Raw genomic sequence first — 22,409 nt, 5'->3', positions numbered from 1 at the left:
ACGGGTGCTGAAATGGTTCTTGGCTGGATCAGCTATAGACCGATTCTTTGCCGAAATGCTTGGTCAGCATGTAATAGACGACAGCGCGGTACTTGTTACGCTCGGACATGCCATAGGTCTCCATGGCCTTGTTGATCCCTTCCATCAGTTCGGGACCATCCGACAGGCCCAGCTTTTTGATGAGGAAGTTGTTCTTGACCGTCTCAAGCTCGCCTTCCTGGCTGGCCGCCACTGTCGACGCATCCGCGTCATAGATCGCCGGACCGCAACCGATGGTGACCTTGGTCAGCAGGTCCATATCGGGGTCCATCCCGCATTTGCCTTTTAGATCTTCAGCGTATTTAGCGATCAATTCGTCGCGTTTGCCCATGTCCCAATCTCCTTAATCCATTGTCACGGAACTTTTTACCGATGCACGAGAGACTAGCCTTGTCGGCGGAATTCCCAAAAGGGAAAAATCACAAGGTTTCCCCCTAGGCTGAACTTCGCGGGACTCGGTGATTTGATTTTTTCAGATTTATTATTTAACATTTTTGTTAATTATGATTCCCGGAGGTCCCCATGCCCGTAACGTTACCGAATGAAACCACCGAATATCGGTCAGCTCGTAATGCACTTCTATCCGCCGAGCGGGACCTGAGAGCAAAGGTTGAAGAGGTCGCGGCCTTGCGCCGTTCTCTTCCAACCGGAGGCAAAACCCCTAACGATTATGCGTTCCGAGATCTGGCAGGCGAGGGTGCGCCTATGTCGTCGCTGTTTGGCGATAAGGATACGCTGATTATCTATTCGCTGATGTACGGACCCGACGCGGAACGCCCCTGCCCTATGTGTTCGGCGTTTCTGGATGGGCTGAACTCTCAGATCCACCATCTCATACAGAACGCCTCGGTTGCCGTAGTGGCGCAGAATACGCCCGAAAAACTCTCGGCGCTCAAGGATGAGATGGGTTGGAATGCGCTGCCGCTCTACTCAGCATTAGGGACGAATTACCAACGTGACTATCTGGCCGAGACCGACGGGGGTGATCAGCTTCCCATCCTGAATGTCTTTCAACAGCTCCCTGATGGCATTCATCACTTCTGGAGTTCCGAGCTGTTCTTTGAACCCAGCGATTGGCATCCCCGGCACGTGGATGCGGCTTGGCCACTGTGGAATGTTCTGGATTTCACGCCACAGGGCCGCGGCAATTTTATCCCGTCTCTACGCTGAGGTACTATCGGCAGTAGCCCCAGCCGGGCCCCTGCAGGTGGAAGTGATCGGCATGTAAGCGGTTGTAGTCAGGGCCAAGCACCACGCGGAACCAGTCACAGGCTCCGCGCCATATCTGGCGCAGAAAATCGGCCTCGGGCCCGTCAGCGTCCCAGTCTGCCAGCAGGTTCAAGCTGCGCCCGTCCGAGAGATCCATTCCGACGATGTCGATCGCGTCCGCAGTGGCGTGACTGCTCCAACCATTGTCTTGTCCTTGCGCGGTCCGCATCCGGCGGCAGTTATAGCTGCCGATCTGGCGCATTCTGCTGACGGAAGTCCCCAGTAGTTGCTGCGCAGCGGGTTGCACAACATGGTGTTCCCACATGACAAGCCGCAAAGTTGTGGCACACCGGGTCTCGACTGCAGTGACGCGGGCGTTCACCAGACCGAACAACCGGCCGCGTCCCTCGATTCCGCAATTCTGGTCCACCACCAGATCGTCCAGCGGATCAAACTGAGCTCCAGCCTCGGCCAAGGCTGCACGGCATAAAGCGTCATCCGCCAGTGCGCGGTTCAACTGGTAAGGGGTGACCGGGGTGACCGGGGCCGTCACGGTCAGATCACGCAGCGGGTTCCAGTGCGGGGGTACAGGCGTATTGGGATGGGCAAGCAGCCACCAAACGCCGCCGCCCAACACGGTCAACAGCGTTAAGAGGCCAAAAAGAAAAGACGCCGCCGAAAGCAGGATTCGGCGGCGTCTAGAAGCTTTGGTCATGCGTCTTTCGCACTTAGTAGCGGTAGTGTTCCGGCTTGTAGGGGCCTTCGGGTTTTACGCCGATATAGGCCGCCTGATCGCTGTCCATCTGGGTCAGCTTCACGCCGATCCGGTCCAGATGAAGACGGGCAACTTTTTCGTCCAGATGCTTGGGCAGGATGTAGACTTCGTTCTTGTATTCATCGCCTTTGGTGAACAGCTCGATCTGGGCCAGGACTTGGTTGGTGAAAGAGGCCGACATCACGAACGAGGGGTGACCGGTGGCGTTGCCAAGGTTCAGCAAGCGACCTTCGGACAGCAGGATAATGCGGTTGCCCGAGGGCATCTCGATCATGTCCACCTGTTCCTTGATGTTGGTCCATTTGTGGTTCTTCAGGCTGGCCACCTGAATTTCGTTGTCGAAATGGCCGATGTTGCCGACGATCGCCATGTCCTTCATCTCGCGCATATGCTCGATGCGGATCACGTCCTTGTTGCCGGTGGTGGTGATGAAGATATCCGCGTTTGCGACTTCGTCTTCCAGCAGGGTGACTTCGAACCCGTCCATGGCCGCTTGCAGCGCGCAAATCGGGTCGACCTCGGTCACTTTCACGCGGGCGCCTGCGCCACGCAGCGAAGCCGCCGATCCTTTGCCCACGTCACCATAGCCGCAGACCACGGCAACCTTACCGGCCATCATGGTGTCGGTGGCGCGGCGAATACCGTCTACCAGCGATTCCTTGCAGCCGTATTTGTTGTCGAACTTCGACTTGGTGACCGAGTCGTTCACGTTGATCGCCGGGAACGGCAGGTGGCCATCTTTCACCAGCTGATACAGGCGGTTTACACCGGTGGTGGTTTCTTCAGAGACGCCTTGGATCTGGTCGCGCATTTTGGTGAACCAGCCCGGAGACGCGGCCATGCGCTTGGCGATCTGCTTCTTGATCACCTCTTCCTCTTCCGAACCCGGAACAGGGATAATGTCCTCTCCTGCCTCGGCACGTGCACCCAGCAGGATGTATAGCGTCGCGTCGCCGCCATCGTCCAGGATCATGTTGGGGCCTTCGTCGAACAGGAAGGATTTGTCCAGATAATCCCAATGCTCTTCCAGCGTCTGGCCCTTGATGGCAAAAACGGGAATATCAGCCTCGGCAATCGCCGCCGCCGCGTGGTCCTGCGTTGAGAAGATGTTGCACGACGCCCAGCGCACATCAGCGCCCAGCGCCACCAGTGTTTCGATCAGAACGGCGGTCTGGATGGTCATATGCAGTGAGCCGACGATCCGCGCGCCAGACAGCGGCTTGCTTTCACCGTATTCGGCGCGCAGGGCCATCAGGCCCGGCATTTCCGTTTCAGCGATATCCAGTTCCTTGCGGCCAAACCCGGCCAGCGAAATGTCCTTAACGATATAGTCCCCGGCCATCAGGCTCTCCACTCCGGTAAATCTTGGTCCGGGCTGCCCCTAGCATTCCTTGGGACAGGAGGCAATGTGGATGGCCGGAAACAGGAAGTCTGGTGACAAAATATCAGCTTGGCGTACCCTCTGCCTTGATTTTGGGGATCGCTTCAAAAAAATCAGTGCCAACGGCGACAATACAACTCATGCCGTTCGCCTGGGTCACCAAAACGGTATAACTTCCCGTTTCCTTCGAGGTCCAAACCTCCATGACCGTCTGCCCGCCACGTGATTTCTGAAGACCGCCAAAGGTTAATTCCTCGGAGTAATTGTCTTGCAGTTTGGTAATCACGTGCTCGCGCTCTGCGCAGTTCTGGGCAAAGGCGGGTGGCGCGGTTGCGGCCATTCCGAAGGTCAGGGTTATTGCAAACAAACGCTTGAACATAGCAAGCTCCTTTCGATACGAGTTTCGTTTCGAGAGGGCGCAACTGGGAGGAGTCTGCACCCCCCTCAGTCCTTGATGTCGGGATCGTATCGCGCAGGTTCAAAGCACGAATGCTCAAGAAATTGTTGGCAGCATGTGATCCAGACAGATACATCATACCACAAGAACGCGAATTGAACGTGTCCCAGTTCACAAGGCATGGTAAAATGGCAACACAACCCAGAGCGTGGCAAAGAATGCTGTCGGGCCGTCGGCTGGATTTGCTGGACCCGACACCCGTGGATATCGAGATCGAAGATATCGCGCACGGGCTGGCCTTTGTGGCGCGGTGGAACGGTCAGACCGACGGGGATTTTGCCTATTCCGTGGCCGAGCATTCCTTGCTGGTGGAAGAGCTTTTTGGCCGCATCGCACCAAATGCACCGACGAAATGGCGGTTGGCGGCACTGTTACACGATGCCCCCGAATATGTGATTGGTGACATGATCTCTCCGGTGAAATCCGCCGTTGGCCCGGATTATGGTGATTTAGACGACCGGCTGGCTGCTGCGATTCATATACGTTTCGGGTTGCCCGCCGTGGTACCAAAAACAGTGAAACGCCAGATCAAGAAGGCGGACAAGATCAGCGCCTGGATGGAGGCGACGCAGATCGCGGGTTTTTCTGATACCGAAGCATCAAAGTTCTTTGGTCGTCCGGACAAGGCAATATTAGAGGGGTTGCAGATCAAACTGCGTCCCCCGATTGAGGTGCGGCAGGCCTATACCGCGCGGCATCAGGAATTGTTGGGCAGCATTTAGGTCGCCAATAGATCAGCAGCTCGGGCTATGCTAATTTTCCGCTAAAACAAGACCATAATCGGACGCAGGTTCAGATGAGCGACGCAGACAGCCAGATACCGGTCACGAACGCGCAGATGGAATATGCCAACGCGTGTTTACGTGAAGCGTACAATCTGACCGGCCGAGGGCGGGTGCGCAATCTGATCCGAAAGTCACTGCTGCCACAGTTGATCGCCTACCGGGGCATTCGAATCCACCTGCACCCGTATGACAATTTCAGCGAATTCTCTCTCTGGCAGAAGGGCCGGTCTCCGGAAGAGCTTGAGCTGAATTGGCTGAAAGAAAGCTTTGCGGGGAAGACTCTCAAGGTTTTGGATATCGGGGCAAATTTTGGTCTGTATTCACTTTTCTTGTCGTCAATTCTTAGCCCGGACTCCCGGATTCATGCGTTTGAGCCTAATCCGATACTGGCCGAACGCCTTAGCAATAATTGCTCTCTGAACGGATTTGGCAACGTGGAGCTGAACACTTTCGCGATCGCAGGCGAAACTGGTGAGGCGACGCTTATTATTGAAAAGCGGGGCGACACGGCCACCAATCTTGGTCAGGCGCGTTTGGCAAACGACCCAGCGTATCTGGAGCTGTCAAAATACGATACGATTGAGGTGCAGACCCAAACACTGCTTGAGCTTACACATCTGCATGATGCCGATTTTGCCAAGCTTGATGTTGAAGGGCACGAGCCGAACATTCTTATGCCTTTTCTTGAAAGCGCAGAAGATGCAGCGCTTCCCCAATATCTACAGCTGGAAACCGTGAATCTTGGTGATAGCGCCGAACGCCTGTTTGCCTCACTTTCTGATCGTGGCTATGAAAATGCCTTTCAAACTCAACGTAATATCATCTTCAGAAGATAGGCCGTGCAAGGAAGAACCGCGATCATGATCAAACCCACTCAGGCCAAGCCGATATGAAGGTCGGGCTATTCTCCTGCGCCAAGGATGAGGGGCCGTTTATTCTTGAGTGGGTCGCGTATCATCTGCTGGTCGGGTTTGATCCTATTCTGATTTACAGCAATGACTCGACAGACGGCACCGCCGAGCTGCTTGATGCGCTGGATAAAAACGGGGTTATTTCCCATGTTCTGCAAGATCTGAAACCCGGGCAAGTACCACAGCATACAGCGGCGGAAACGGCCTATGCGCATCCTTCGCTTAACGATGCCGATTGGCTGATGTGGCTTGATAGCGATGAGTTTCTTTTCTGTGCAAACGATGAAAATCAGGTCGCAGGTCTCATTGAATGCTGTTCCGGTTTCGCCGAAGGCGTCGCGGTGAATTGGTTGATCTTTGGAAATGGGGGCAACGACAAGTGGGAACCGGGGCTGGTCACGCAACGGTTCCTAAAGCGTGCCGATACAGATCATAACTTGCATCACTACTTCAAAACGCTTTTTCGAAAGTCCGATAAAATACGGGGGTTTGGCCTGCACCGGCCCTACTTGCGACCGGACTTTCGAAACGATGGATCGCAATTTGTAAATGCTGCGGGCCTGCCGATGCACGAACGCATGTATCGTTCGGGATTGCGACGAAGACATGCGCTGGGCGCCGCGCCCGAGCATCTGTCTACACACGATTGGGCTGCTGTCATTCACTACCCGGTGAAAACGCGAGACAGTTTCGCGCTCAAGCGGCAGCGCGGGCAAGGCACGAAAGCGACAGATGCACCCAACCGGTCCAGCCGGTTTCGTGAAAGGTATTGGAACAAGTACAACCAGAACAGCGTTGTGGATGATCGAATGCTGGCGATGGGTGGCAAGCTACAGGCAAAGGTTGATGAGTTGCTGTTATTGCCTAAAGTTGGGTGCGCGCACTCTGCCTGCCTTAAGAATTACGCGCTGAGGCTCCAAACTCAGGCTCAACCCGCGCCCTGAAAGTCGTTTGGAACGGCCCGGGAAAACACACTATTAAGTTTACGGGTCTACCTTGGGCTACGCTTCGCCAGAATCCGCTGCAACGTCCGGCGGTGCATGTTCAACCGGCGCGCGGTTTCCGAGACGTTCCGGTCGCACAGCTCATAGACGCGCTGGATATGTTCCCAGCGGACGCGGTCGGCGCTCATGGGGTTTTCCGGCGGCGGGGGCAGTTCGTCGCCCTTGGCCAACAGAGCGTTGGTGATGTCAGTGGCGTCGGCGGGTTTGGACAGATAGTCGGTTGCACCAATTTTGACCGCCGCAACGGCGGTGGCGATGGCGCCATAACCGGTCAGAACCACAACCCGGCTGTCGGGGCGTTTTTCGCGCAGCACTTCAACCACGTCCAGCCCATTGCCATCTTCAAGTCGCAGATCGACCACGGCATAGGCAGGTGGGCGGGCTGTGGAAATGGCGCGGCCTGCGGCGACGGAACCCGCGGTTTCAACCTCGAATCCGCGTTTTTCCATGGCCTTGGCCAGACGTCTCAGAAACGGCTCGTCATCATCTACCAGCAGCAGCGATTTGTCGGGGCCGATTTCAAGCTGGGAACTGTCTGCCATATGTGGGTCTTTCCGCTATTTCATGCCTCTTGGCTTAAACATGAGTAATAGCAGCGCCATTCCAAAGGTCAAACCGACTGTTGAGGATCAGGCCTGATCAAGGAAGCAGCCAATCTTGTCCGCCATCTGCTCGGCCGTTTCATCGCGTTTGAAAAATTCCAGAAACCCGTCCTCGGGCGTCATCAGATAGGTAAAGGTCGAGTGGTCGACCAAATAATACTCATCGCTTTTGTCTTGGGCCTTGTAATAGGTCTTGTACGCCTTGCTGGCCGCCTTGATCTGCTCGGGCGATCCGGTCAGGCCAATCACGCGTTCATGCAGGTTGAACGCGAAATCGCCCACGACCTCGGGGGTATCGCGATCCGGGTCTATCGAGATGAACAACGGCGTCACCGACTGACCGCGCTCGGCCAGCAAATCGATCGTGTCGACATTGCGCGACATGTCAAAGGGGCAAACATCCGGGCAGAAGGTATAACCGAAGTAGACAAGCGTGGGCTCGGTGATCACATCCTTGTCGGTTACCGTCTCACCATTGGCGTTAAGCAGTTCGAACGGTCCGCCGATTGCGGCGCTCCCACCCGCAATCTGAGACGAGCGGCACTGCGCGTATTTGTCGTCCGCACCACCCCGCGTCAGCAGCCACATGGCGCCAAGACCAATTGCAAGAACAACAGTTGCGAGAATAGCATAAAGACGAACCATGGCGCGTATCCTGATACGAAAGGGGATGTTGATCGATTCTGCCGGGACACCTATCAACATGTCGGACCGACGCAATAGGACATAATCGACAGATGACGAATTCCAACACCAGTCTTTGGCGTGGGCAGGAGCGCAGTACCTGGATCAGGCTGCGCACGCTGATCCTGCTGCGATGGGTCGCCATTATCGGCCAGTTCACGGCCATCACGGTTGCACAGAAATATTACGACGTTCAGCTTGAGCTGGCATTGTGTTATTTCGTCATCGGCATTTCGGTGATGGGTAACCTCACGGCCATTCTGTTGTTTCCCGAAAACAAGCGCTTGTCGGAATTCGAGAACTTCCTGATGGTGCTGTTCGATCTGCTGCAGCTGTCGATCCTTTTGTATCTGACGGGGGGGCTAAACAACCCGTTTGCGCTGCTGTTGCTGGGCCCGGTGACGATTTCTGCAAATGTAATGAGCACCCGCTCGACCCTGATCATCGGCAGCGTTGCGGTGATCCTGACCACGTTGCTGGCGCAATTCCACCTCCCGCTGAGAACCAATCTGGGGTTGGTGCTGGATATCCCCGATATTTTGTTGTTCGGAAACTGGGCGGCGATTATCATCGCCATCGTTTTCATCGGCGCCTATTCGCACCGCATCAGTTCCGAAGTTCAATCGATGTCTGAAGCGCTCTCGGCCACCCATATGGCGCTGGCGCGCGAGCAAAAGCTGACTGATCTTGGTGGCGTGGTGGCCGCAGCCGCGCATGAGTTGGGTACGCCGCTGGCAACGATAAAGCTGGCCAGTTCAGAACTGATCGAAGAGCTGGACGACCGGCCTGAGCTGATGGAGGACGCAGCCTTGATCCGCGAACAGGCTGACCGCTGCCGCGACATCCTGCGCGATATGGGCCGAGCTGGGAAAGATGACTTGCATCTGCGTCAGGCGCCTCTGTCCACCGTGATCCATGAAGCGGCAGAGCCACATATCAATCGTGGTAAAGTGGTGCATTTCGACGAGGGACCAGTTGCGGATGGCGATGTGCAGCAGCCCTCGATCCTGCGCAAGCCCGAGATCATTCACGGGCTGCGCAACCTGATCCAGAACGCAGTGGATTTTGCCCAGTCGACGGTCTGGGTCGAAGCTGAATGGACCTCTGACCGGATCAGCGTTTCGATCATGGATGATGGTCGCGGCTACCCCTCCCACATCATAGGTCGGATTGGTGACCCGTTCATGCGCCGCCGCCGCGCCGATCGCAGTAGTCGGCCGGAATACGAAGGCATGGGTCTGGGTCTGTTCATCGCCAAAACCCTGCTGGAACGCAGCGGTGCCGAACTGAGCTTCGCCAATGGCGCGGACCCTTATCAGACCCTGACTGACCAACCGGACCGCAGGGGGGCGATCGTCAATGTCGTTTGGCCGCGCAAGCTGATCGACGCGCAAACCGGGGACACTCCTGTTCCCTCGGGCGCCAACCAACCGTTCCAGATCTGAGTTAAGACCCCGTTAACCATTGTTGTTCATATAGATTCAAACGTTTTACCCGGGGGTTGGAGCAATGGCCGAATGGATCGTTCTGGCCGCAATCAGTGTGGTTTCGGCCAGCTTTGCGATATTGTGGCTCTTGCCACGCCATCAGGCCAAAACAAGAGATTTCGGGCTGTCAGCGCCCGGAGCGCTGTTCGATGTTGTCTTCCTGTTCGATGGCGACCGGTTGATCAGCCACTCCGATATTGCGCTGGCAGGTTACGAATCCGTCAGCAACTGGGCTGATCTGCGGCGTTTGCTGCAACGTGATTTTCCCGCTTTCCCCGAAACGCCCGAGATTGTCCGGTCCGGGGGCAACATCGCCGTTTCAGCCATCGACTGCACAGTCGAGCGCGAGGTTCTGTGCGAATGGATCGATGGTATCATTCGGGTTCAATTACGTGATCTGACGGGGACCATCCCTGCGCCACGCCGTGACCAGCGCGATCCAATTCGTTTGGCGATGGAGCAGGCGCCCTACCCTGTTTGGCTGATAGATCACCGTGACAAGGTGGGCTGGTGCAATGCGGCCTATGTACGGTTGGTTCGCAAGATCGCGGGACCGGATGCCGATCTGACGGACCCTCTGTTTCCTTCTCACAGGGACGAGGCGCAGCTGAGTCGAAAAACCCGTGTCTCGATTCCGGTCAGGGACAGCGATGCCAAGCTCTGGTTTGACCTGACCCAGGTCGCACACGAACAGGATCAGTTGTGTTACGCGGTCGATATCAACGCGATTGTCGAAGCCGAGACAGCACAGCGCAAGTTTGTGCAGACCATGACCAAAACCTTCGCACAGCTCTCCATTGGCCTAGCGATCTTTGACCGCAACCGGCAACTGGCCCTGTTCAATCCAGCGCTGATTGATCTGACCACCCTGCCACCCGACTTCCTGAGCCTGCGCCCAAGCCTGTCCAGCTTTTTTGACCGGCTTCGCGACCAGCATATGATGCCCGAGCCTAAGAACTATCGCAGTTGGCGGCGCCAGATGAACGACCTTCTGGAGGCGGCACAGGACGGGAACTATCAGGAAACCTGGTCGCTGCCATCAGGATCGGTCTATTCCGTCAGTGGTCGCCCGCATCCCGATGGGGCCGTGGCTTTCCTGTTCGAAGATATCACCGCCGAAATCACACTGACCCGACGGTTCCGCGCTGAAACGGACCTTATGCAATCCATTCTGGACAAGCTGGCTGATGCCATCGCGGTGTTTTCGGATGACGGTTCGCTGGCGATCACAAATTACGCCTATCAGGTGTTGTGGGGCGACAGCGGCGAAGTAGGATTCGAACCAGCAACGGTGCTGGAAATCACACGCCAATGGCAGGAGCACTGCACCGCCACGCCGATCCTTGGCGAGATCCGCGAATTCGTCACCGCGCGCGAGAATCGGGCCGAATGGTCGGCTGAACTGATCCTAAAATCCGGCGGCTCTTTGAACTGCACGGTCAGCCCCATGCAAAACGGGGCAACAATTGTCCGTTTCGCCTCGGACAACCCGGTCAGGAACATCACGGAAATACAAAAAATCAGCGCCTGAACCGGTTGCAGCCGACCCGGCGCAGGTTCATTGTGACGCCATGAACGCACCGCTGACTCTGACCTCGAAATCCCCATTCGACACTGCTGAAGTTGCCACCAAACTGGGTGGCGCATTGCAGTCTGGCGATACTATCCTGCTTGAAGGTACCATCGGCAGCGGCAAAACCCATTTCGCACGCGCATTGATCCAATCTCTTCTGTCCGCTCCCGAAGATGTGCCTTCGCCGACCTTTACTCTGGTTCAGGTTTACGAGACGCAGCTTGGAGAGGTCTGGCATTCAGACCTCTATCGTCTTTCTGCCGTGGAAGAGATCGAAGAGCTGGGGCTGGTCGACGCCTTCGACGCCGGCATTTGCCTGATCGAGTGGCCTGAAAAGCTGGGTCCTCTGACGCCAGAGCCGGCCTTACTGATCCGGTTCACCACAGACGCCAACGAACAAGATACGCGACAACTTAAGATGTCGTGGACAGACCCGAAATGGAACGCCAAGCTGGAGGGGATCCAATGACGAACCGGGCCATTCTGGCAGAAGCCTTGATCGCGCAGACACCATGGAACGGCGCACGGCATACGCCTTTGGCGGGTGATGCCTCGAACCGCCGGTACGAGCGTCTGACCAACCCTGCCACCGGCCGGACCGCCGTTTTGATGGATGCTCCGCCCGACAAGGGCGAAGCTGTTGAACCCTTCGTGCGTATGTCGAAATACCTGCGTTCCATTGGGTTGAGTGCGCCGGAAATCTACGCCGAGGACTGCGAATACGGGTTTCTGTTGCTCGAAGATTTGGGCGACGATCTGTTCGCACGCGTCTTGCGGGACGATCCGACGCTTGAGCGCACGCTGTATGACGCCGCAACCGATGTACTTGTCCATCTTCACGCGGCGCCGACGCTTTCGCTCGACAGTTACGACCCCGCTATGATGACCGAATTGGCGGCGCTGTCGTTCACGAAATATGCACAAGGCATTCTTGGATCGCACGACGACGAGGCCCGTGCCCGGTTCGAGCTGCGCTTTGCGGATATCTTGCACCGGGAAACCGGCGGAACGCGGGTTGTTGTGCAACGCGATTACCACGCAGAAAACCTGATCTGGCTGCCCGAGCGCGAAGGTCTGGCGCGCGTCGGTCTGCTGGATTTCCAAAGCGCGATGCTGGGGCATCCCGCCTATGACCTGATGTCACTGCTACAGGATGTGCGTCGGACTGTGCCCGCCGGGATCGAGATGCGGATGATCGACCGCTATATCACCGCAACCGGCGTCGATGGGCATGATTTCCGCACCGCATATGCTGTTCTGGGCGCTCAGCGTAACCTGCGCATTCTGGGCGGTTTTGCACGGCTGGCGACCGATTATGGAAAGCCACACTACGTCGACCTGATCCCGGCTGCGTGGGCACATTTGATGCGCGATCTCGAACATCCCGGGTTGGTGCCGGTGGCAGACCTGTTGCGCAGCGCTCTGCCCGCCCCAAGCCCCGAAAACCTGGAAAAGCTGAGGGCGCAATGACCGGCCCCCCCCAAGCTGCAATGCTGTTTGCCGCGGGCTTTGGTACTCGCATGGGTGCCCTGACCAAAGACCGGCCCAAACCGCTGATCGAGGTGGCCGGGCGGCCCCTGATTGATCACGCACTGGATCTGGTCGATGCGCTCAGGCCGCTTCGGGTTGTTGCCAACCTTCACTACCACGCTGATCAGTTGGCTGATCATCTGGCGGGCCGCGACGTTATGATTTCGCGGGAAGAACCGCGCATTCTGGATACTGGTGGTGGGCTGCGCGCAGCGCTACCTCTGCTTGGATCCGATCCCGTATTCACCTTGAACAGCGACGCGATCTGGGCTGGGCCCAACCCGCTGAACTTGCTGAAGGATCAGTGGAATCCGGATAAAATGGATGCGCTGCTGATGTGCGTTCCAGTTGGGCAAACCCTTGGCCACACAGGCCCTGGTGACTTCACTCAGGACAGCACAGGGCGGATCGTCCGCGGTGCAGGTCTTGTTTACGGCGGGGTACAAATTCTGAAAACCGAAGGGCTACATGACATCGCTGAGGACGTGTTTTCATTGAACGTATTGTGGGATCGAATGCTGCAGCAAAAGCGCCTGTTCGCACTGTCTTACCCCGGTCGCTGGTGCGATGTGGGGCGTCCCGAGGGTATTGATCTGGCCGAGGGGCTGATTGCCGATGTTTGAGCCCAGCGCCTTGCCCCGGGTCTTCGCCATTCCTCCGGGAGCGGATTTTCCCAAGGTGTTGGTTGACGGGCTACATGAGCGGTTTGTGGGGCAGCCGCCCGACGCGCTGGCCCGGGTGCAACTGGTGATCAACACCCGCCGGATGGCGCGCCGGGTGCGCGATCTGTTTGATCAGGGTCCCGCTTGCCTTTTGCCACGCCTCTCTTTGGTCACCGATCTTGGCGAAAGCGCCGATCTGGCGCAGATCCCACCCGCAATCCCGCCTCTGCGTCGCAGGCTGGAGCTGACGCAGCTGATCGCAAAACTGCTAGACCAGCAACCCGATCTGGCGGCCCGGTCCTCGCTGTTCGATCTATCTGACAGCCTGGCCGGGCTTATCGACGAGATGCAGGGGGAAGGTGTCTCTCCCGATGCGATCAGGCAACTCGATGTCAGCGACATGTCCGGCCATTGGGCGCGGGCACAGGCCTTTATAGGCATCGCTGATCAGTTCATGGAATCCGGTTCGGAGGCGCTGGATGCGCAGGCCCGACAGCGGCGCGTGGTCGAGAACCTGATCGCGCGCTGGGAGGCGTCGCCGCCCGAACATCCTGTCATTCTGGCAGGCTCTACCGGGTCTCGCGGGACCACCCTGATGCTGATGCAGGCGGTCGCGCGTCTGCCTCAGGGGGCGCTGGTGCTGCCTGGCTATGATTTCGACCAGCCTGAACATGTTTGGCACAATCTGGATAACCCGCTGACATCTGAGGATCATCCTCAATACCGGTTCCGCAAGCTGATGCTTGGTCTAGGGCTTGGCCCGGATCAAATCCTGCCATGGACCACGGATCAGGCCCCTTCACCTGCCCGTAACAAGCTGATTTCGCTTGCATTGCGCCCTGCCCCGGTCACCGACGCATGGATGACTGAAGGCCCGCTCCTGCCCGACCTGAACGGTGCGACCAAGGATGTGACGCTGATCGAGGCGCCCTCGCCCCGGGCCGAGGCCTTGGCCATTGCGCTACGCCTACGGCAAGCGGCCGAGACCGGCCAGACCGCCGCGCTAATCACCCCCGACCGGATGCTAACCCGGCAGGTCAGCGCCGCACTGGACCGGTGGAATATCCTGCCCGATGACAGCGCGGGCCTGCCACTGCAGCTGTCTCCGCCCGGGCGGTTCCTGCGCCATGTCGCCGGGCTGTTCGCGCGCCGCCTGGATGGCGAGGCTCTGCTGACGCTGCTCAAACACCCACTGTGCCATGACGGGGGCGACCGGGGCAGCCACCTGCTGCATACCCGCGATCTTGAGCTTGACCTGCGTCGCTATGGCCCGCCCTTTCCCGACAGCGCCAGCCTGACCGCTTTCGCCATTCGTACAGAAGCGCCCGAGGACTGGGTCCGCTGGGTTACCCAGACATTTTGCGATCAATACGACCCCACCGAACAGCCACTGCCGGACTGGGTCGCCCGGCTTCGCACGCTGGCCGAGATGATCTCGGCAGGTGCAACCGGTGAATCTGGCACATTGTGGGACAAGAACGCGGGCCAGAAGGCGCTTGCGGTGATCTCCACTTTGGAAGCCGAAGCACAGCATGGCGGTGCGATGACCGCCCATGACTTTGCCGACCTTCTGGGCGCGTTGTTGGCAGGTGAAGAAGTCCGCGACCGTGATGCACCTCACCCGCATCTGATGATCTGGGGCACCCTGGAAGCGCGCGTTCAGGGTGCGGATCTGCTAATTCTGGGTGGCTTGAACGAAGGAAGCTGGCCCGAGGCTGCTGCGCCCGACCCCTGGCTGAACCGTCAGATGCGCAATGAGGCCGGTCTTTTACTGCCCGAACGCAGGATCGGTCTGTCCGCGCATGACTTCCAGCAGGCGGCAGGTGCTGCAGAGGTGGTTTTGACCCGCGCTACCCGCTCGGATGATGCGGAAACTGTACCATCCCGTTGGCTGAACCGCATGACCAACCTGTTACAAGGCCTACCTGAACAGGGTGGAACTAGGGCGTTAGAAGCAATGCAAGCGCGGGGCCAACGGTGGCTGGATTGGGCAGAGATGCTGGAACATGCACCCCGAATCGCACCCGCGCACCGCCCGTCGCCACGACCACCCGTCGCGGCGCGGCCACGGCGGCTATCGGTGACCGAAATCAAACGCCTGATCCGCGATCCGTACGCCATATATGCCCGGCATATCCTGCGATTGAGACAACTGGACCCGCTGGTTCAGGCGCCAGATGCCCTGCTACGCGGTATCGTCATCCACGAGGTGATGGAACAATTCGTGCGTGACAGCGTTCTGGATCCGGCTTTATTGACCCGAGAAAATTTCCTGAAACGCGCCAAAGCTTTGCTGGACGACCACGTTGCCTGGCCAACTGCCCGAAAGCTGTGGCTGGCGCGGCTAGAGCGGATTACCGATAGCTTTCTATCCGCCGAGATTCAGCGCCGCGCCGATGGCGGGCCTGTGGCTTTTGAGGTTGGGATGCGCCTGGCGTTGACGCCGCTGGACTTCACCATTGCCGGACGTGCCGACCGAATCGATCGAAGCGGGCAGGGGGCTTTGCGTATCATCGACTACAAGACGGGCACTCCGCCGACGGAAAGTCAGCAAGCCAAATTCGACAAACAACTGCTGATCGAAGCTGCAATGGCCGAGCAGGGCGGTATCGAAGGATTCGATCCGCTTCCCGTTGCACAGGCGATCTTCATTGGCATGGGCGGCACCTATAAAGAAGTGCCCGCACCGCTGCAAAAAGAGCCGACCAACAAGGTGCTAGTAGAGCTGAAAGAGCTTGTTTCTGCCTATTTAGAGCCTGATCAGGGATTCTCATCGCGCCGGATGCTGCACAAGGACACAGATATCGGGGTCTATGATCACCTGGCCCGGTTTGGTGAGTGGGATCGTTCGGCGGAAACCGAACCGGAGGACCTGACATGAGCCCCCGCAATGATGCCACCGAACGGCAGGTTCAGGCCGCGCGCCCGGACGCTTCGACCTGGCTGGCGGCCAATGCGGGCTCGGGTAAGACCCGGGTGCTGACCGACCGGGTGGCGCGCTTGTTGCTGGATGGCGTACAGCCTCAGCACATTCTGTGCCTGACCTATACCAAGGCCGCGGCCAGCGAGATGCAGAACCGGCTTTTCAAACGTCTTGGCAAATGGGCAATGCTTGGCGACAGCGCCCTTCAGGATGAGTTGGTTGAACTCGGCGTGTCGGGCATGATCGATCCTGACCGGTTGGCGCAAGCGCGGACCCTGTTTGCCCGCGCTATTGAGACGCCCGGTGGCCTGAAAATCCAAACGATCCACTCCTTCTGTGCTTCGCTGCTGCGACGGTTCCCGCTTGAGGCGGGGGTCAGCCCTCAATTCTCCGAAATGGAAGACCGGGCTGCGGCGTTGTTGCGTGATGAGATCATTGAGAGCTTTGCCGAAGGCCCCCAAGCCGCATTGATCGAAGACGTTGCCCGGTTTGTCACTGATACCGGCTTTGACAAACTGACCGCCGCCATCGCACAGAAGCGCAATCAGTTTGAGCATGTTCTGCAATGGCCGGACATTCTGCAACGGTTTGATCTGCCTGAAGGTTTTGATGAACAGGTCTTGCTGCGCAGCGTGTTTCTGGGTGGTGAGGTCGACCTGATCCAGTCCATTTTTCCCGCGCTTTCGGAAAGCGGAGGGAACAATGCCAAGGCCGCCGACAAGCTTTCCAGTTTTACCGACGCCAGGTTGAGCAACCTGACGATACTTGAAAACGTCCTATTGACGGGTAAGGGCGCGAAAGAGCCCTTTGCCGCAAAACTCAACAGCTTTCCAACCAAGGCGCTGCGTGAAGGGGTGCTGGCAGATCGGATGCCCCAGCTCGAGGCCCTGATGCTGCGGGTCGAAGCCGCGCGGGAACAACGACTGGCGCTGGTTGCGGCCCAGAAAACCCATGTATTACATCGCTTTGCCGCGGCCTTCCTTACGGAATACGAGCGGTGCAAGCAGGTGAGGGGTTGGCTGGATTTTGATGACCTGATCCTGCGCGCACGTCAGGTGCTGAACGACCCAGCGGTGGCGGAATGGGTGCTGTACCGGCTCGACGGTGGCATCGATCACATTCTGGTGGACGAAGCGCAGGACACCAGCCCAGATCAGTGGGACGTGATCGAAAAGCTGGCACAAGAATTCACCAGCGGGGAAGGGGCCCGATCCGGGGTTGAGCGCACGATCTTTGTGGTCGGCGACAAGAAACAGTCAATCTATTCCTTCCAAGGTGCCGACCCGCAAGCCTTTGACCAGATGCAGGCCGAATTTGGACGAAAACTCCGAGAATCAGGCTCTAAACTGTGGGATTCAACGCTGGAATATTCGTTCCGCTCGTCCAGCGCGATCCTTGGGCTGGTCGATATACTGTTCGAAAACCATGTAGAGGCCGGGTTCCACAAGGATGCCTTGCACCGGGCATTCAAGGCCGATCTTCCTGGGCGCGTCGACCTATGGCCGGTGATCGAGAAGGTTGAAGACGAGGATGACAGCGATTGGACCGATCCCGTTGATCGACCTGGCGCACGGCATCACACCGTCATTCTGGCAGAACAGGTTGCCCGGTCGATCAAGGATATGATCAGGGATGGCGCCACCATTCCCGATGATGGCGATGCGTCGGGGACATTTGTCCGGCGCAAAGTGCTGCCCCGCGACTTTCTGATCCTTGTCCAACGCCGCTCGGACCTGTTTGCCGAGATCATTCGCGCCTGCAAAAGCGAGGGCCTGCCCATCGCGGGGGCAGATCGCCTGAAGGTGGGCGCGGAATTGGCGGTCAAGGATCTGGCTGCTTTGCTTAGCTTTCTGGCCACACCCGAAGACAGCTTGTCACTGGCGACAGTCCTGAAATCCCCACTGTTTGGCTGGACGGAACAACAGTTGTTCGATCTGGCTCATCGCAGGGAGGAAACTTATCTATGGGCAGCGTTGCGCAATCGTGCCGAGGAGTTCCCGGTAACGCTTGCGATTCTGAACGACCTACGCGGTCAAACCGACTTTCTGCGTCCTTATGATCTGATCGAACGTATCCTGACGCGCCATGACGGGCGACGCAAACTGCTGGGTCGGCTTGGGGCCGAGGCTGAGGATGGTATCAACGCGTTACTGTCGCAGGCGCTGGCCTATGAACGGACAGATATCCCAAGCCTCACCGGTTTTCTGGTCTGGATGCAAACCGACGATCTGGAGATCAAGCGCCAGATGAGCGGAGTCGGCAATATGATCCGGGTGATGACCGTTCATGGCTCGAAGGGATTGGAATCACCGATCGTAATCCTGCCGGACACTGGTAAACGACAGCCACCACGAGATGCCGAGATCATGATGGCGGGCGATACTCCGTTGTGGAAAGTGCCTTCTGATGCCTCACCTGCATTGATCGCAGCTGCGCGCCAAGAAGCCAGAACGCGCGAAGAGAATGAGCGGCTGAGGCTACTCTATGTGGCTCTAACACGGGCAGAAAAGTGGCTAATAGTGGCGGCCGCCGGGGATGTAGGCAAGAATGGCAACAGTTGGTATCAGATGGTTGAGGCCGCGATGGCGCGGGCAGGGGCTACTCAGGTGCCCGGCACCCAGACCCTTCGACTGGCGCATGGAGATTGGGAGGCTTTGCCTGCCGTTGAACAGGGCAGCATCCCGCACAACGAACAGCATTTGCCTGTATTTTTTGACCACCCCGCGCCAAATCTACCCGCGCCAGCCGAAACGCTCAGCCCCTCTGATCTAGGGGGTGCGAAGGCCTTGCCCGGAGATGCGGGGCAGGATGAAGAGGCGGCGAAACGACGCGGATCGCAGCTGCACCTGTTGCTCGAACATCTTCCTGCTGCCGCACAGGATCAATGGCCGCAGCTTTGCGCACGGCTTCTGGCCGATATGCAAGATGTTGAGCGGCAAGATCTGCTGACTGAGGCCACTTCGGTGCTGACGGCCGAATATCTGAAACCGGTCTTTGGCTCGGATGCGCTGACCGAGGTTTCGGTCTCTGCCGATCTGAACGGCACACGAATGCATGGGGTCATCGACCGGCTGATTATCACGGAAACAGAGGTGCATGTGATTGATTTCAAATCCAATGCGACTGTTCCGACCGGGCCAGAATCCTGCCCCGAAGGGCTGTTGCGCCAGATGGCGGCCTACGCCCATGCCCTGTCGCAAATCTATCCCAATCACAGTATCCGCACCGCTATCTTGTGGACGCGAACCGCACACCTGATGTGGTTGCCACACGATATGGTGACGGACGCCCTGACACCGAACCCTATATCTTGACCTTGCCCGGTGCCGCACCTAGGTTCTGAGCCCAAGCATTCCCAGTCAGGAGACAGACATGTCGACCGTAGCCGTTACCGACGACACCTTTGACGCCGAAGTCAAGAATTCCGATATCCCCGTCGTGGTGGATTTCTGGGCCGAGTGGTGCGGCCCCTGTAAGCAGATCGGCCCCGCCTTGGAAGAGCTGGCCAGCGAATATGGTGGCAAGGTGAAGATTGCCAAGGTCGATGTCGACAGCAACCCAAACTCAGCCGCGGCCATGGGCGTGCGCGGCATTCCGGCGCTGTTCATTTTCAAAGACGGTCAGGTGGTTTCGAACCGCGCTGGCGCGGCCCCGAAAGCGGCCCTGCAAAGCTGGATCGACGAGTCGATCTGACCTTCGCTACTGTTCGAACGCAAAAAGGCGCCCCGCATTGGGCGCCTTTTTTTGTGAAAGCCACTGCGTGACAAGAGTTTAGACTCACTTGATGGTCCACCTCACCGATACTCCCGCGCCGTCCTTGTGGGTAAATGTAACGGTGTCGTCTGCGATTGAAACCACCTGACAGTCGTGGGGCATCACTTCACCGACGATCACGATTCTCCGACAGTAATACCTGTCTTTCCACTCCCACGTGCCGCTGATACTGCCACCTTTCGGGCCTTTGCCCTCAACCGTGCCGTCCTTGTGAATAGTCACCCAGGTTTCGCCCTGAACCAGCTTCTTATCAACGATCAGGTTCATAAATTTCGCTTTGTTTTCTATGACTTCAGCGGATACGCTTGGCGCCAGAAGTCCAAACAACAATAATGATGACATGAGCCGAAAATACGTCATGGAATCAAACCTTTCATAGATCGTGTGCTTAAACAGACAGAATTCTAGTCGATAGCTGCGGTACACACCAAACATTCGGGTTTCGTGGTTTGGCCGGATGCAGTTCACTGTACTGGTTCTTTCAATTCGCAAGAACTCGTGCAGATTGTCGGGTCATCAGGAATAAGGAGGCGACATGCCCAAAACTCGGGTATTGGTGGAATTCGGTATGGGTACGTCGCTTCGGCGCGAAGACTATACCGAAGCAGCGCTGCGCGCGCTCAAGGATGCGCTCTGGCATAACTCGGTCAATATGGCGGAATTGTTCGGATTCCCGAAAGAGGCCATGATCATCGACGCGGAAATCGGTGTACAGCAACCGGACCGGGTGGATTCGCAGGCGTTGAAGGCCATTTTCCCTTACGGCCAGCCCAACATCACGGTCACACATGGTGGCTTGGATATCGACAAACCCCATTCTGAAGGTCGCACGGTGATCGCCAACGCCGCGATCGTTGTCTCATTTGATATGGAGCCCGCCCGATGACGGAAAAACGCATCATTCTGGAGATGGGGACCGGCAACGACCTGTATGGTCAGGACTATACCAAGGCCGCGCGCCGCGCTGTTCAAGACGCGCTGCACCACTCGTCCATCACGCTGTTTTCCAAACTGGGCATCAGTCATGAGGAGATGCGCGTTGAGGTCACGATTGGCGTTCAACAGCCTGAGAAGGTTGATTGTGATCTTGTCGCCTCGGATCTGCCGCGGGGCCGCGCCTCGGTTCGGGCGGTCAAAGGGGGACTGGATGTCGAGGATGCCGAGGCGGGTACCCGGCATGTCGTAGCCACTGCTGCAGTTGAGGCTTATCTGCCTGATCTCGCAGGTAAATTCGTCGAAAGCTGAAAAAGAAAAAGCCGCTCAATCGAGCGGCTCATCTTATAAGTGTTCAAATCCTGGATCAGAACTTGGAGATATCAGCGCGGGTCAGCCCGACGTCTTCCAGCTGCTCGTCGCTCAGTTGCGACAGTTCGTTGCGTGTCTGATATGATTTGTACCATTCGACAACGTTTTCGAATGCATGAGAGAATGCGTCCACTGCGTGCAGGATGGTGACTGCTCCGCGCGGCGCATGGGTTTTTGCGATTGCGTTTGCCATGTGCTTAGTCCTTTTAACAGAAACAGCCGACCCGTTGTCGGTTGTAAGCCTCATGTAACTCCGGCGGCTGAGTCTCACAAATGCTGACTCAACAGCCCCGGTTTGCGTTTACTGCATATCTTTTGGGCATTTTTAGAACCGGTTGCGCAGAACCCGTGCCCGGCCCATATATGGCAGCACGGATAACGGAGGCATTCATGGCAGACAGCGATTTTCCCGGATGGCACGGCACCACTATTATTGGCGTCAAGAAGGGCGGGCAGGTTGTCATCGCCGGGGACGGGCAGGTCAGCCTGGGCCAAACCGTGATCAAGGGCACTGCGCGAAAGGTGCGTCGCCTGACACCGGGCGGGTTCGAAGTGGTCGCCGGATTCGCCGGATCTACGGCGGATGCGTTCACGCTGCTGGAACGTCTGGAAGCCAAGCTTGAGGCGACGCCCGGCCAACTGGCGCGTGCTTCGGTCGAGCTGGCCAAGGACTGGCGCACCGACAAGTATCTGCAGAAGCTCGAGGCGATGCTGATTGTGACCGACGGCAAGGATCTGCTCGTGATCACTGGGGCAGGGGACGTGCTTGAGCCGGAACACAACGTCGCTGCAATCGGGTCGGGCGGCAACTTTGCCCTGGCGGCGGCCCGTGCGATGATGGATAGCGACAAACCAGCCGAGGATGTGGCGCGTGAAGCTATGGCAATTGCTGCGGATATCTGCGTGTATACCAACGGCAATCTGACGGTTGAGACGATCGGGTCATGAGTGCGGTTCTGGCAGCGATATTTGGTGGGCTGATTGGCGGTATTGTTGGGCCGATTGTGCTTGAGGAATATCGGAACCGGAAGCACGCCAAGACATGGAAAGAGCCTCGCAAGAAGCTGCTTGAGTCCATGTTGAGGGATACCAAATACAAGTTCAAAACTCTGGAACGGCTCAGCAGAACAATTGGCTGTACCGAAGATCATACACGCTCGCTATTGATCGAGCTGGAAGCCAGAGGCGCTGTTTCAAAGAAGACCAAAAAGGAAATTTGGGCACTGATAGAGCGCGCGCCATTACAGGAAAGCCAGCGCAAACTTGACGAAGAAGAAATTGAGGAAGAGCAGGAGTAGGTGACCCCCT

Annotated in this window: 24 protein-coding genes; 16 read left to right on the top strand and 8 right to left on the bottom strand. The window is 57.5% G+C overall.

Translation table 11 applies throughout. The annotated features are described in order from the left end of the window. Nucleotides 1-28 precede the first annotated feature (28 nt). Nucleotides 29-370 (bottom strand): DUF2853 family protein, encoded by a 342-nt coding sequence (locus tag ACRZ9U_RS14430; RefSeq protein WP_170397892.1) that lies wholly within the window; start codon nt 368-370, stop codon nt 29-31. Between the two features lie 191 nt (nt 371-561). On the opposite strand from ACRZ9U_RS14430, the gene ACRZ9U_RS14425 reads away from it, so the two are divergent. Then, nucleotides 562-1,209 (top strand): DUF899 family protein, encoded by a 648-nt coding sequence (locus ACRZ9U_RS14425; RefSeq protein WP_170407943.1) that lies wholly within the window; start codon nt 562-564, stop codon nt 1,207-1,209. Nucleotides 1,210-1,213: 4 nt separating this feature from the next. Here the strand turns inward: ACRZ9U_RS14425 and ACRZ9U_RS14420 are convergent, their stop codons facing one another. The 3 genes from ACRZ9U_RS14420 to ACRZ9U_RS14410 all read right to left on the bottom strand — a co-directional run bounded on the left by ACRZ9U_RS14420 (nt 1,214) and on the right by ACRZ9U_RS14410 (nt 3,783). Next, a complete protein-coding gene (locus ACRZ9U_RS14420) occupies nt 1,214-1,963 on the bottom strand; it encodes an extensin family protein (RefSeq protein WP_170407941.1) in 750 nt (249 codons plus the stop codon). Nucleotides 1,964-1,976: 13 nt separating this feature from the next. After that, nucleotides 1,977-3,365 carry an adenosylhomocysteinase gene (gene ahcY / locus ACRZ9U_RS14415; RefSeq protein ID WP_170407939.1) on the bottom strand — a complete coding sequence of 463 codons (1,389 nt, stop codon included), beginning with the start codon at nt 3,363-3,365 and terminating at the stop codon, nt 1,977-1,979. 103 nt (nt 3,366-3,468) lie between these two features. After that, entirely contained in the window at nt 3,469-3,783 is a 315-nt protein-coding gene (locus tag ACRZ9U_RS14410) for a hypothetical protein (protein ID WP_170397881.1), read from the bottom strand. 206 nt (nt 3,784-3,989) lie between these two features. Here ACRZ9U_RS14410 and ACRZ9U_RS14405 point away from each other — a divergent pair, with 206 nt between their 5' ends. The 3 genes from ACRZ9U_RS14405 (at nt 3,990) to ACRZ9U_RS14395 (ending at nt 6,501) form a co-directional block, all read left to right on the top strand. Further along, on the top strand, nt 3,990-4,583 hold the full coding sequence (locus ACRZ9U_RS14405) for an HD domain-containing protein (RefSeq protein ID WP_170407937.1): 594 nt from the start codon (nt 3,990-3,992) through the stop codon (nt 4,581-4,583). A gap of 74 nt (nt 4,584-4,657) precedes the next feature. Continuing rightward, nucleotides 4,658-5,482, top strand: a complete 825-nt coding sequence (locus tag ACRZ9U_RS14400; RefSeq protein WP_170407935.1) for an FkbM family methyltransferase — start codon at nt 4,658-4,660, stop codon at nt 5,480-5,482. 53 nt (nt 5,483-5,535) lie between these two features. Beyond that, on the top strand, nt 5,536-6,501 hold the full coding sequence (locus tag ACRZ9U_RS14395) for a glycosyltransferase family 2 protein (RefSeq protein ID WP_170407933.1): 966 nt from the start codon (nt 5,536-5,538) through the stop codon (nt 6,499-6,501). Between the two features lie 47 nt (nt 6,502-6,548). Here ACRZ9U_RS14395 and ACRZ9U_RS14390 read toward each other — a convergent pair whose 3' ends face one another. Together ACRZ9U_RS14390 and ACRZ9U_RS14385 are read right to left on the bottom strand one after the other, a co-directional pair. Then, the gene (locus tag ACRZ9U_RS14390; protein ID WP_039542641.1) at nt 6,549-7,103 is read right to left on the bottom strand and encodes an ActR/PrrA/RegA family redox response regulator transcription factor; all 555 of its coding nucleotides are present in this window, start codon (nt 7,101-7,103) and stop codon (nt 6,549-6,551) included. 87 nt (nt 7,104-7,190) lie between these two features. Next, nucleotides 7,191-7,808: an SCO family protein gene (locus tag ACRZ9U_RS14385; RefSeq protein WP_170407931.1), complete on the bottom strand. Its 618-nt coding sequence runs from the start codon at nt 7,806-7,808 to the stop codon at nt 7,191-7,193. Between the two features lie 92 nt (nt 7,809-7,900). On the opposite strand from ACRZ9U_RS14385, the gene regB reads away from it, so the two are divergent. The 8 genes from regB (at nt 7,901) to trxA (ending at nt 19,715) form a co-directional block, all read left to right on the top strand. Then, entirely contained in the window at nt 7,901-9,292 is a 1,392-nt protein-coding gene (gene regB / locus ACRZ9U_RS14380; RefSeq protein ID WP_170397866.1) for a sensor histidine kinase RegB, read from the top strand. Nucleotides 9,293-9,356: 64 nt separating this feature from the next. Next, nucleotides 9,357-10,865: a PAS-domain containing protein gene (locus tag ACRZ9U_RS14375; protein WP_170407929.1), complete on the top strand. Its 1,509-nt coding sequence runs from the start codon at nt 9,357-9,359 to the stop codon at nt 10,863-10,865. A 40-nt stretch (nt 10,866-10,905) separates the two neighbouring features. Next, nucleotides 10,906-11,376 carry a tRNA (adenosine(37)-N6)-threonylcarbamoyltransferase complex ATPase subunit type 1 TsaE gene (gene tsaE, locus ACRZ9U_RS14370; protein WP_170407927.1) on the top strand — a complete coding sequence of 157 codons (471 nt, stop codon included), beginning with the start codon at nt 10,906-10,908 and terminating at the stop codon, nt 11,374-11,376. Beyond that, on the top strand, nt 11,373-12,377 hold the full coding sequence (locus ACRZ9U_RS14365) for a phosphotransferase (RefSeq protein ID WP_170407925.1): 1,005 nt from the start codon (nt 11,373-11,375) through the stop codon (nt 12,375-12,377). The genes tsaE and ACRZ9U_RS14365 overlap by 4 nt, the downstream gene beginning before the upstream one ends. Continuing rightward, nucleotides 12,374-13,060 carry a nucleotidyltransferase family protein gene (locus ACRZ9U_RS14360; RefSeq protein ID WP_170407923.1) on the top strand — a complete coding sequence of 229 codons (687 nt, stop codon included), beginning with the start codon at nt 12,374-12,376 and terminating at the stop codon, nt 13,058-13,060. Before ACRZ9U_RS14365 ends, ACRZ9U_RS14360 begins: the two co-directional genes overlap by 4 nt. Then, the gene (addB, locus tag ACRZ9U_RS14355; RefSeq protein WP_170407921.1) at nt 13,053-15,980 is read left to right on the top strand and encodes a double-strand break repair protein AddB; all 2,928 of its coding nucleotides are present in this window, start codon (nt 13,053-13,055) and stop codon (nt 15,978-15,980) included. The genes ACRZ9U_RS14360 and addB overlap by 8 nt, the downstream gene beginning before the upstream one ends. Next, on the top strand, nt 15,977-19,336 hold the full coding sequence (gene addA, locus ACRZ9U_RS14350) for a double-strand break repair helicase AddA (protein ID WP_170407919.1): 3,360 nt from the start codon (nt 15,977-15,979) through the stop codon (nt 19,334-19,336). Before addB ends, addA begins: the two co-directional genes overlap by 4 nt. A 58-nt stretch (nt 19,337-19,394) precedes the next feature. Next, complete coding sequence (trxA, locus tag ACRZ9U_RS14345) at nt 19,395-19,715, top strand: thioredoxin (RefSeq protein ID WP_170397826.1); 321 nt, start codon at nt 19,395-19,397, stop codon at nt 19,713-19,715. Nucleotides 19,716-19,799: 84 nt separating this feature from the next. On the opposite strand, the gene ACRZ9U_RS14340 is transcribed toward trxA, so the two are convergent. After that, nucleotides 19,800-20,063 (bottom strand): hypothetical protein, encoded by a 264-nt coding sequence (locus tag ACRZ9U_RS14340; RefSeq protein WP_170397824.1) that lies wholly within the window; start codon nt 20,061-20,063, stop codon nt 19,800-19,802. Between the two features lie 268 nt (nt 20,064-20,331). Between ACRZ9U_RS14340 and ACRZ9U_RS14335 the strand changes: the two genes are divergently transcribed. Continuing rightward, nucleotides 20,332-20,682, top strand: coding sequence for a Lin0512 family protein (locus ACRZ9U_RS14335; RefSeq protein ID WP_170397821.1), 351 nt, complete (start codon nt 20,332-20,334; stop codon nt 20,680-20,682). Next, complete coding sequence (locus ACRZ9U_RS14330) at nt 20,679-21,041, top strand: Lin0512 family protein (RefSeq protein WP_170407917.1); 363 nt, start codon at nt 20,679-20,681, stop codon at nt 21,039-21,041. Before ACRZ9U_RS14335 ends, ACRZ9U_RS14330 begins: the two co-directional genes overlap by 4 nt. Before the next feature lie 55 nt (nt 21,042-21,096). Here the strand turns inward: ACRZ9U_RS14330 and ACRZ9U_RS14325 are convergent, their stop codons facing one another. Beyond that, entirely contained in the window at nt 21,097-21,294 is a 198-nt protein-coding gene (locus ACRZ9U_RS14325; protein ID WP_170397815.1) for a DUF1127 domain-containing protein, read from the bottom strand. A 197-nt stretch (nt 21,295-21,491) separates the two neighbouring features. On the opposite strand from ACRZ9U_RS14325, the gene hslV reads away from it, so the two are divergent. Together hslV and ACRZ9U_RS14315 are read left to right on the top strand one after the other, a co-directional pair. Then, entirely contained in the window at nt 21,492-22,049 is a 558-nt protein-coding gene (hslV, locus tag ACRZ9U_RS14320) for an ATP-dependent protease subunit HslV (RefSeq protein ID WP_170397812.1), read from the top strand. After that, the gene (locus ACRZ9U_RS14315; RefSeq protein WP_170407915.1) at nt 22,046-22,399 is read left to right on the top strand and encodes a hypothetical protein; all 354 of its coding nucleotides are present in this window, start codon (nt 22,046-22,048) and stop codon (nt 22,397-22,399) included. The genes hslV and ACRZ9U_RS14315 overlap by 4 nt, the downstream gene beginning before the upstream one ends. Nucleotides 22,400-22,409: the final 10 nt, after the last annotated feature.

It is taken from the genome of Ruegeria sp. D7 (assembly GCF_056534355.1).
Note: the sequence above shows the minus strand (reverse complement) of the source record. Positions and strands in the feature narration are given on the sequence as shown.

Excerpts from the sequence above, each read along its gene's own strand:
- ACRZ9U_RS14430 (WP_170397892.1), bottom strand. The coding sequence starts at position 370 with ATGGGCAAACGCGACGAATTGATCGCTAAATACGCTGAAGATCTAAAA.
- ACRZ9U_RS14425 (WP_170407943.1), top strand. The coding sequence starts at position 562 with ATGCCCGTAACGTTACCGAATGAAACCACCGAATATCGGTCAGCTCGT.
- ACRZ9U_RS14420 (WP_170407941.1), bottom strand. The coding sequence starts at position 1,963 with ATGACCAAAGCTTCTAGACGCCGCCGAATCCTGCTTTCGGCGGCGTCT.
- ahcY (WP_170407939.1), bottom strand. The coding sequence starts at position 3,365 with ATGGCCGGGGACTATATCGTTAAGGACATTTCGCTGGCCGGGTTTGGC.
- ACRZ9U_RS14410 (WP_170397881.1), bottom strand. The coding sequence starts at position 3,783 with ATGTTCAAGCGTTTGTTTGCAATAACCCTGACCTTCGGAATGGCCGCA.
- ACRZ9U_RS14405 (WP_170407937.1), top strand. The coding sequence starts at position 3,990 with ATGGCAACACAACCCAGAGCGTGGCAAAGAATGCTGTCGGGCCGTCGG.
- ACRZ9U_RS14400 (WP_170407935.1), top strand. The coding sequence starts at position 4,658 with ATGAGCGACGCAGACAGCCAGATACCGGTCACGAACGCGCAGATGGAA.
- ACRZ9U_RS14395 (WP_170407933.1), top strand. The coding sequence starts at position 5,536 with ATGAAGGTCGGGCTATTCTCCTGCGCCAAGGATGAGGGGCCGTTTATT.
- ACRZ9U_RS14390 (WP_039542641.1), bottom strand. The coding sequence starts at position 7,103 with ATGGCAGACAGTTCCCAGCTTGAAATCGGCCCCGACAAATCGCTGCTG.
- ACRZ9U_RS14385 (WP_170407931.1), bottom strand. The coding sequence starts at position 7,808 with ATGGTTCGTCTTTATGCTATTCTCGCAACTGTTGTTCTTGCAATTGGT.
- regB (WP_170397866.1), top strand. The coding sequence starts at position 7,901 with ATGACGAATTCCAACACCAGTCTTTGGCGTGGGCAGGAGCGCAGTACC.
- ACRZ9U_RS14375 (WP_170407929.1), top strand. The coding sequence starts at position 9,357 with ATGGCCGAATGGATCGTTCTGGCCGCAATCAGTGTGGTTTCGGCCAGC.
- tsaE (WP_170407927.1), top strand. The coding sequence starts at position 10,906 with ATGAACGCACCGCTGACTCTGACCTCGAAATCCCCATTCGACACTGCT.
- ACRZ9U_RS14365 (WP_170407925.1), top strand. The coding sequence starts at position 11,373 with ATGACGAACCGGGCCATTCTGGCAGAAGCCTTGATCGCGCAGACACCA.
- ACRZ9U_RS14360 (WP_170407923.1), top strand. The coding sequence starts at position 12,374 with ATGACCGGCCCCCCCCAAGCTGCAATGCTGTTTGCCGCGGGCTTTGGT.
- addB (WP_170407921.1), top strand. The coding sequence starts at position 13,053 with ATGTTTGAGCCCAGCGCCTTGCCCCGGGTCTTCGCCATTCCTCCGGGA.
- addA (WP_170407919.1), top strand. The coding sequence starts at position 15,977 with ATGAGCCCCCGCAATGATGCCACCGAACGGCAGGTTCAGGCCGCGCGC.
- trxA (WP_170397826.1), top strand. The coding sequence starts at position 19,395 with ATGTCGACCGTAGCCGTTACCGACGACACCTTTGACGCCGAAGTCAAG.
- ACRZ9U_RS14340 (WP_170397824.1), bottom strand. The coding sequence starts at position 20,063 with ATGAACCTGATCGTTGATAAGAAGCTGGTTCAGGGCGAAACCTGGGTG.
- ACRZ9U_RS14335 (WP_170397821.1), top strand. The coding sequence starts at position 20,332 with ATGCCCAAAACTCGGGTATTGGTGGAATTCGGTATGGGTACGTCGCTT.
- ACRZ9U_RS14330 (WP_170407917.1), top strand. The coding sequence starts at position 20,679 with ATGACGGAAAAACGCATCATTCTGGAGATGGGGACCGGCAACGACCTG.
- ACRZ9U_RS14325 (WP_170397815.1), bottom strand. The coding sequence starts at position 21,294 with ATGGCAAACGCAATCGCAAAAACCCATGCGCCGCGCGGAGCAGTCACC.
- hslV (WP_170397812.1), top strand. The coding sequence starts at position 21,492 with ATGGCAGACAGCGATTTTCCCGGATGGCACGGCACCACTATTATTGGC.
- ACRZ9U_RS14315 (WP_170407915.1), top strand. The coding sequence starts at position 22,046 with ATGAGTGCGGTTCTGGCAGCGATATTTGGTGGGCTGATTGGCGGTATT.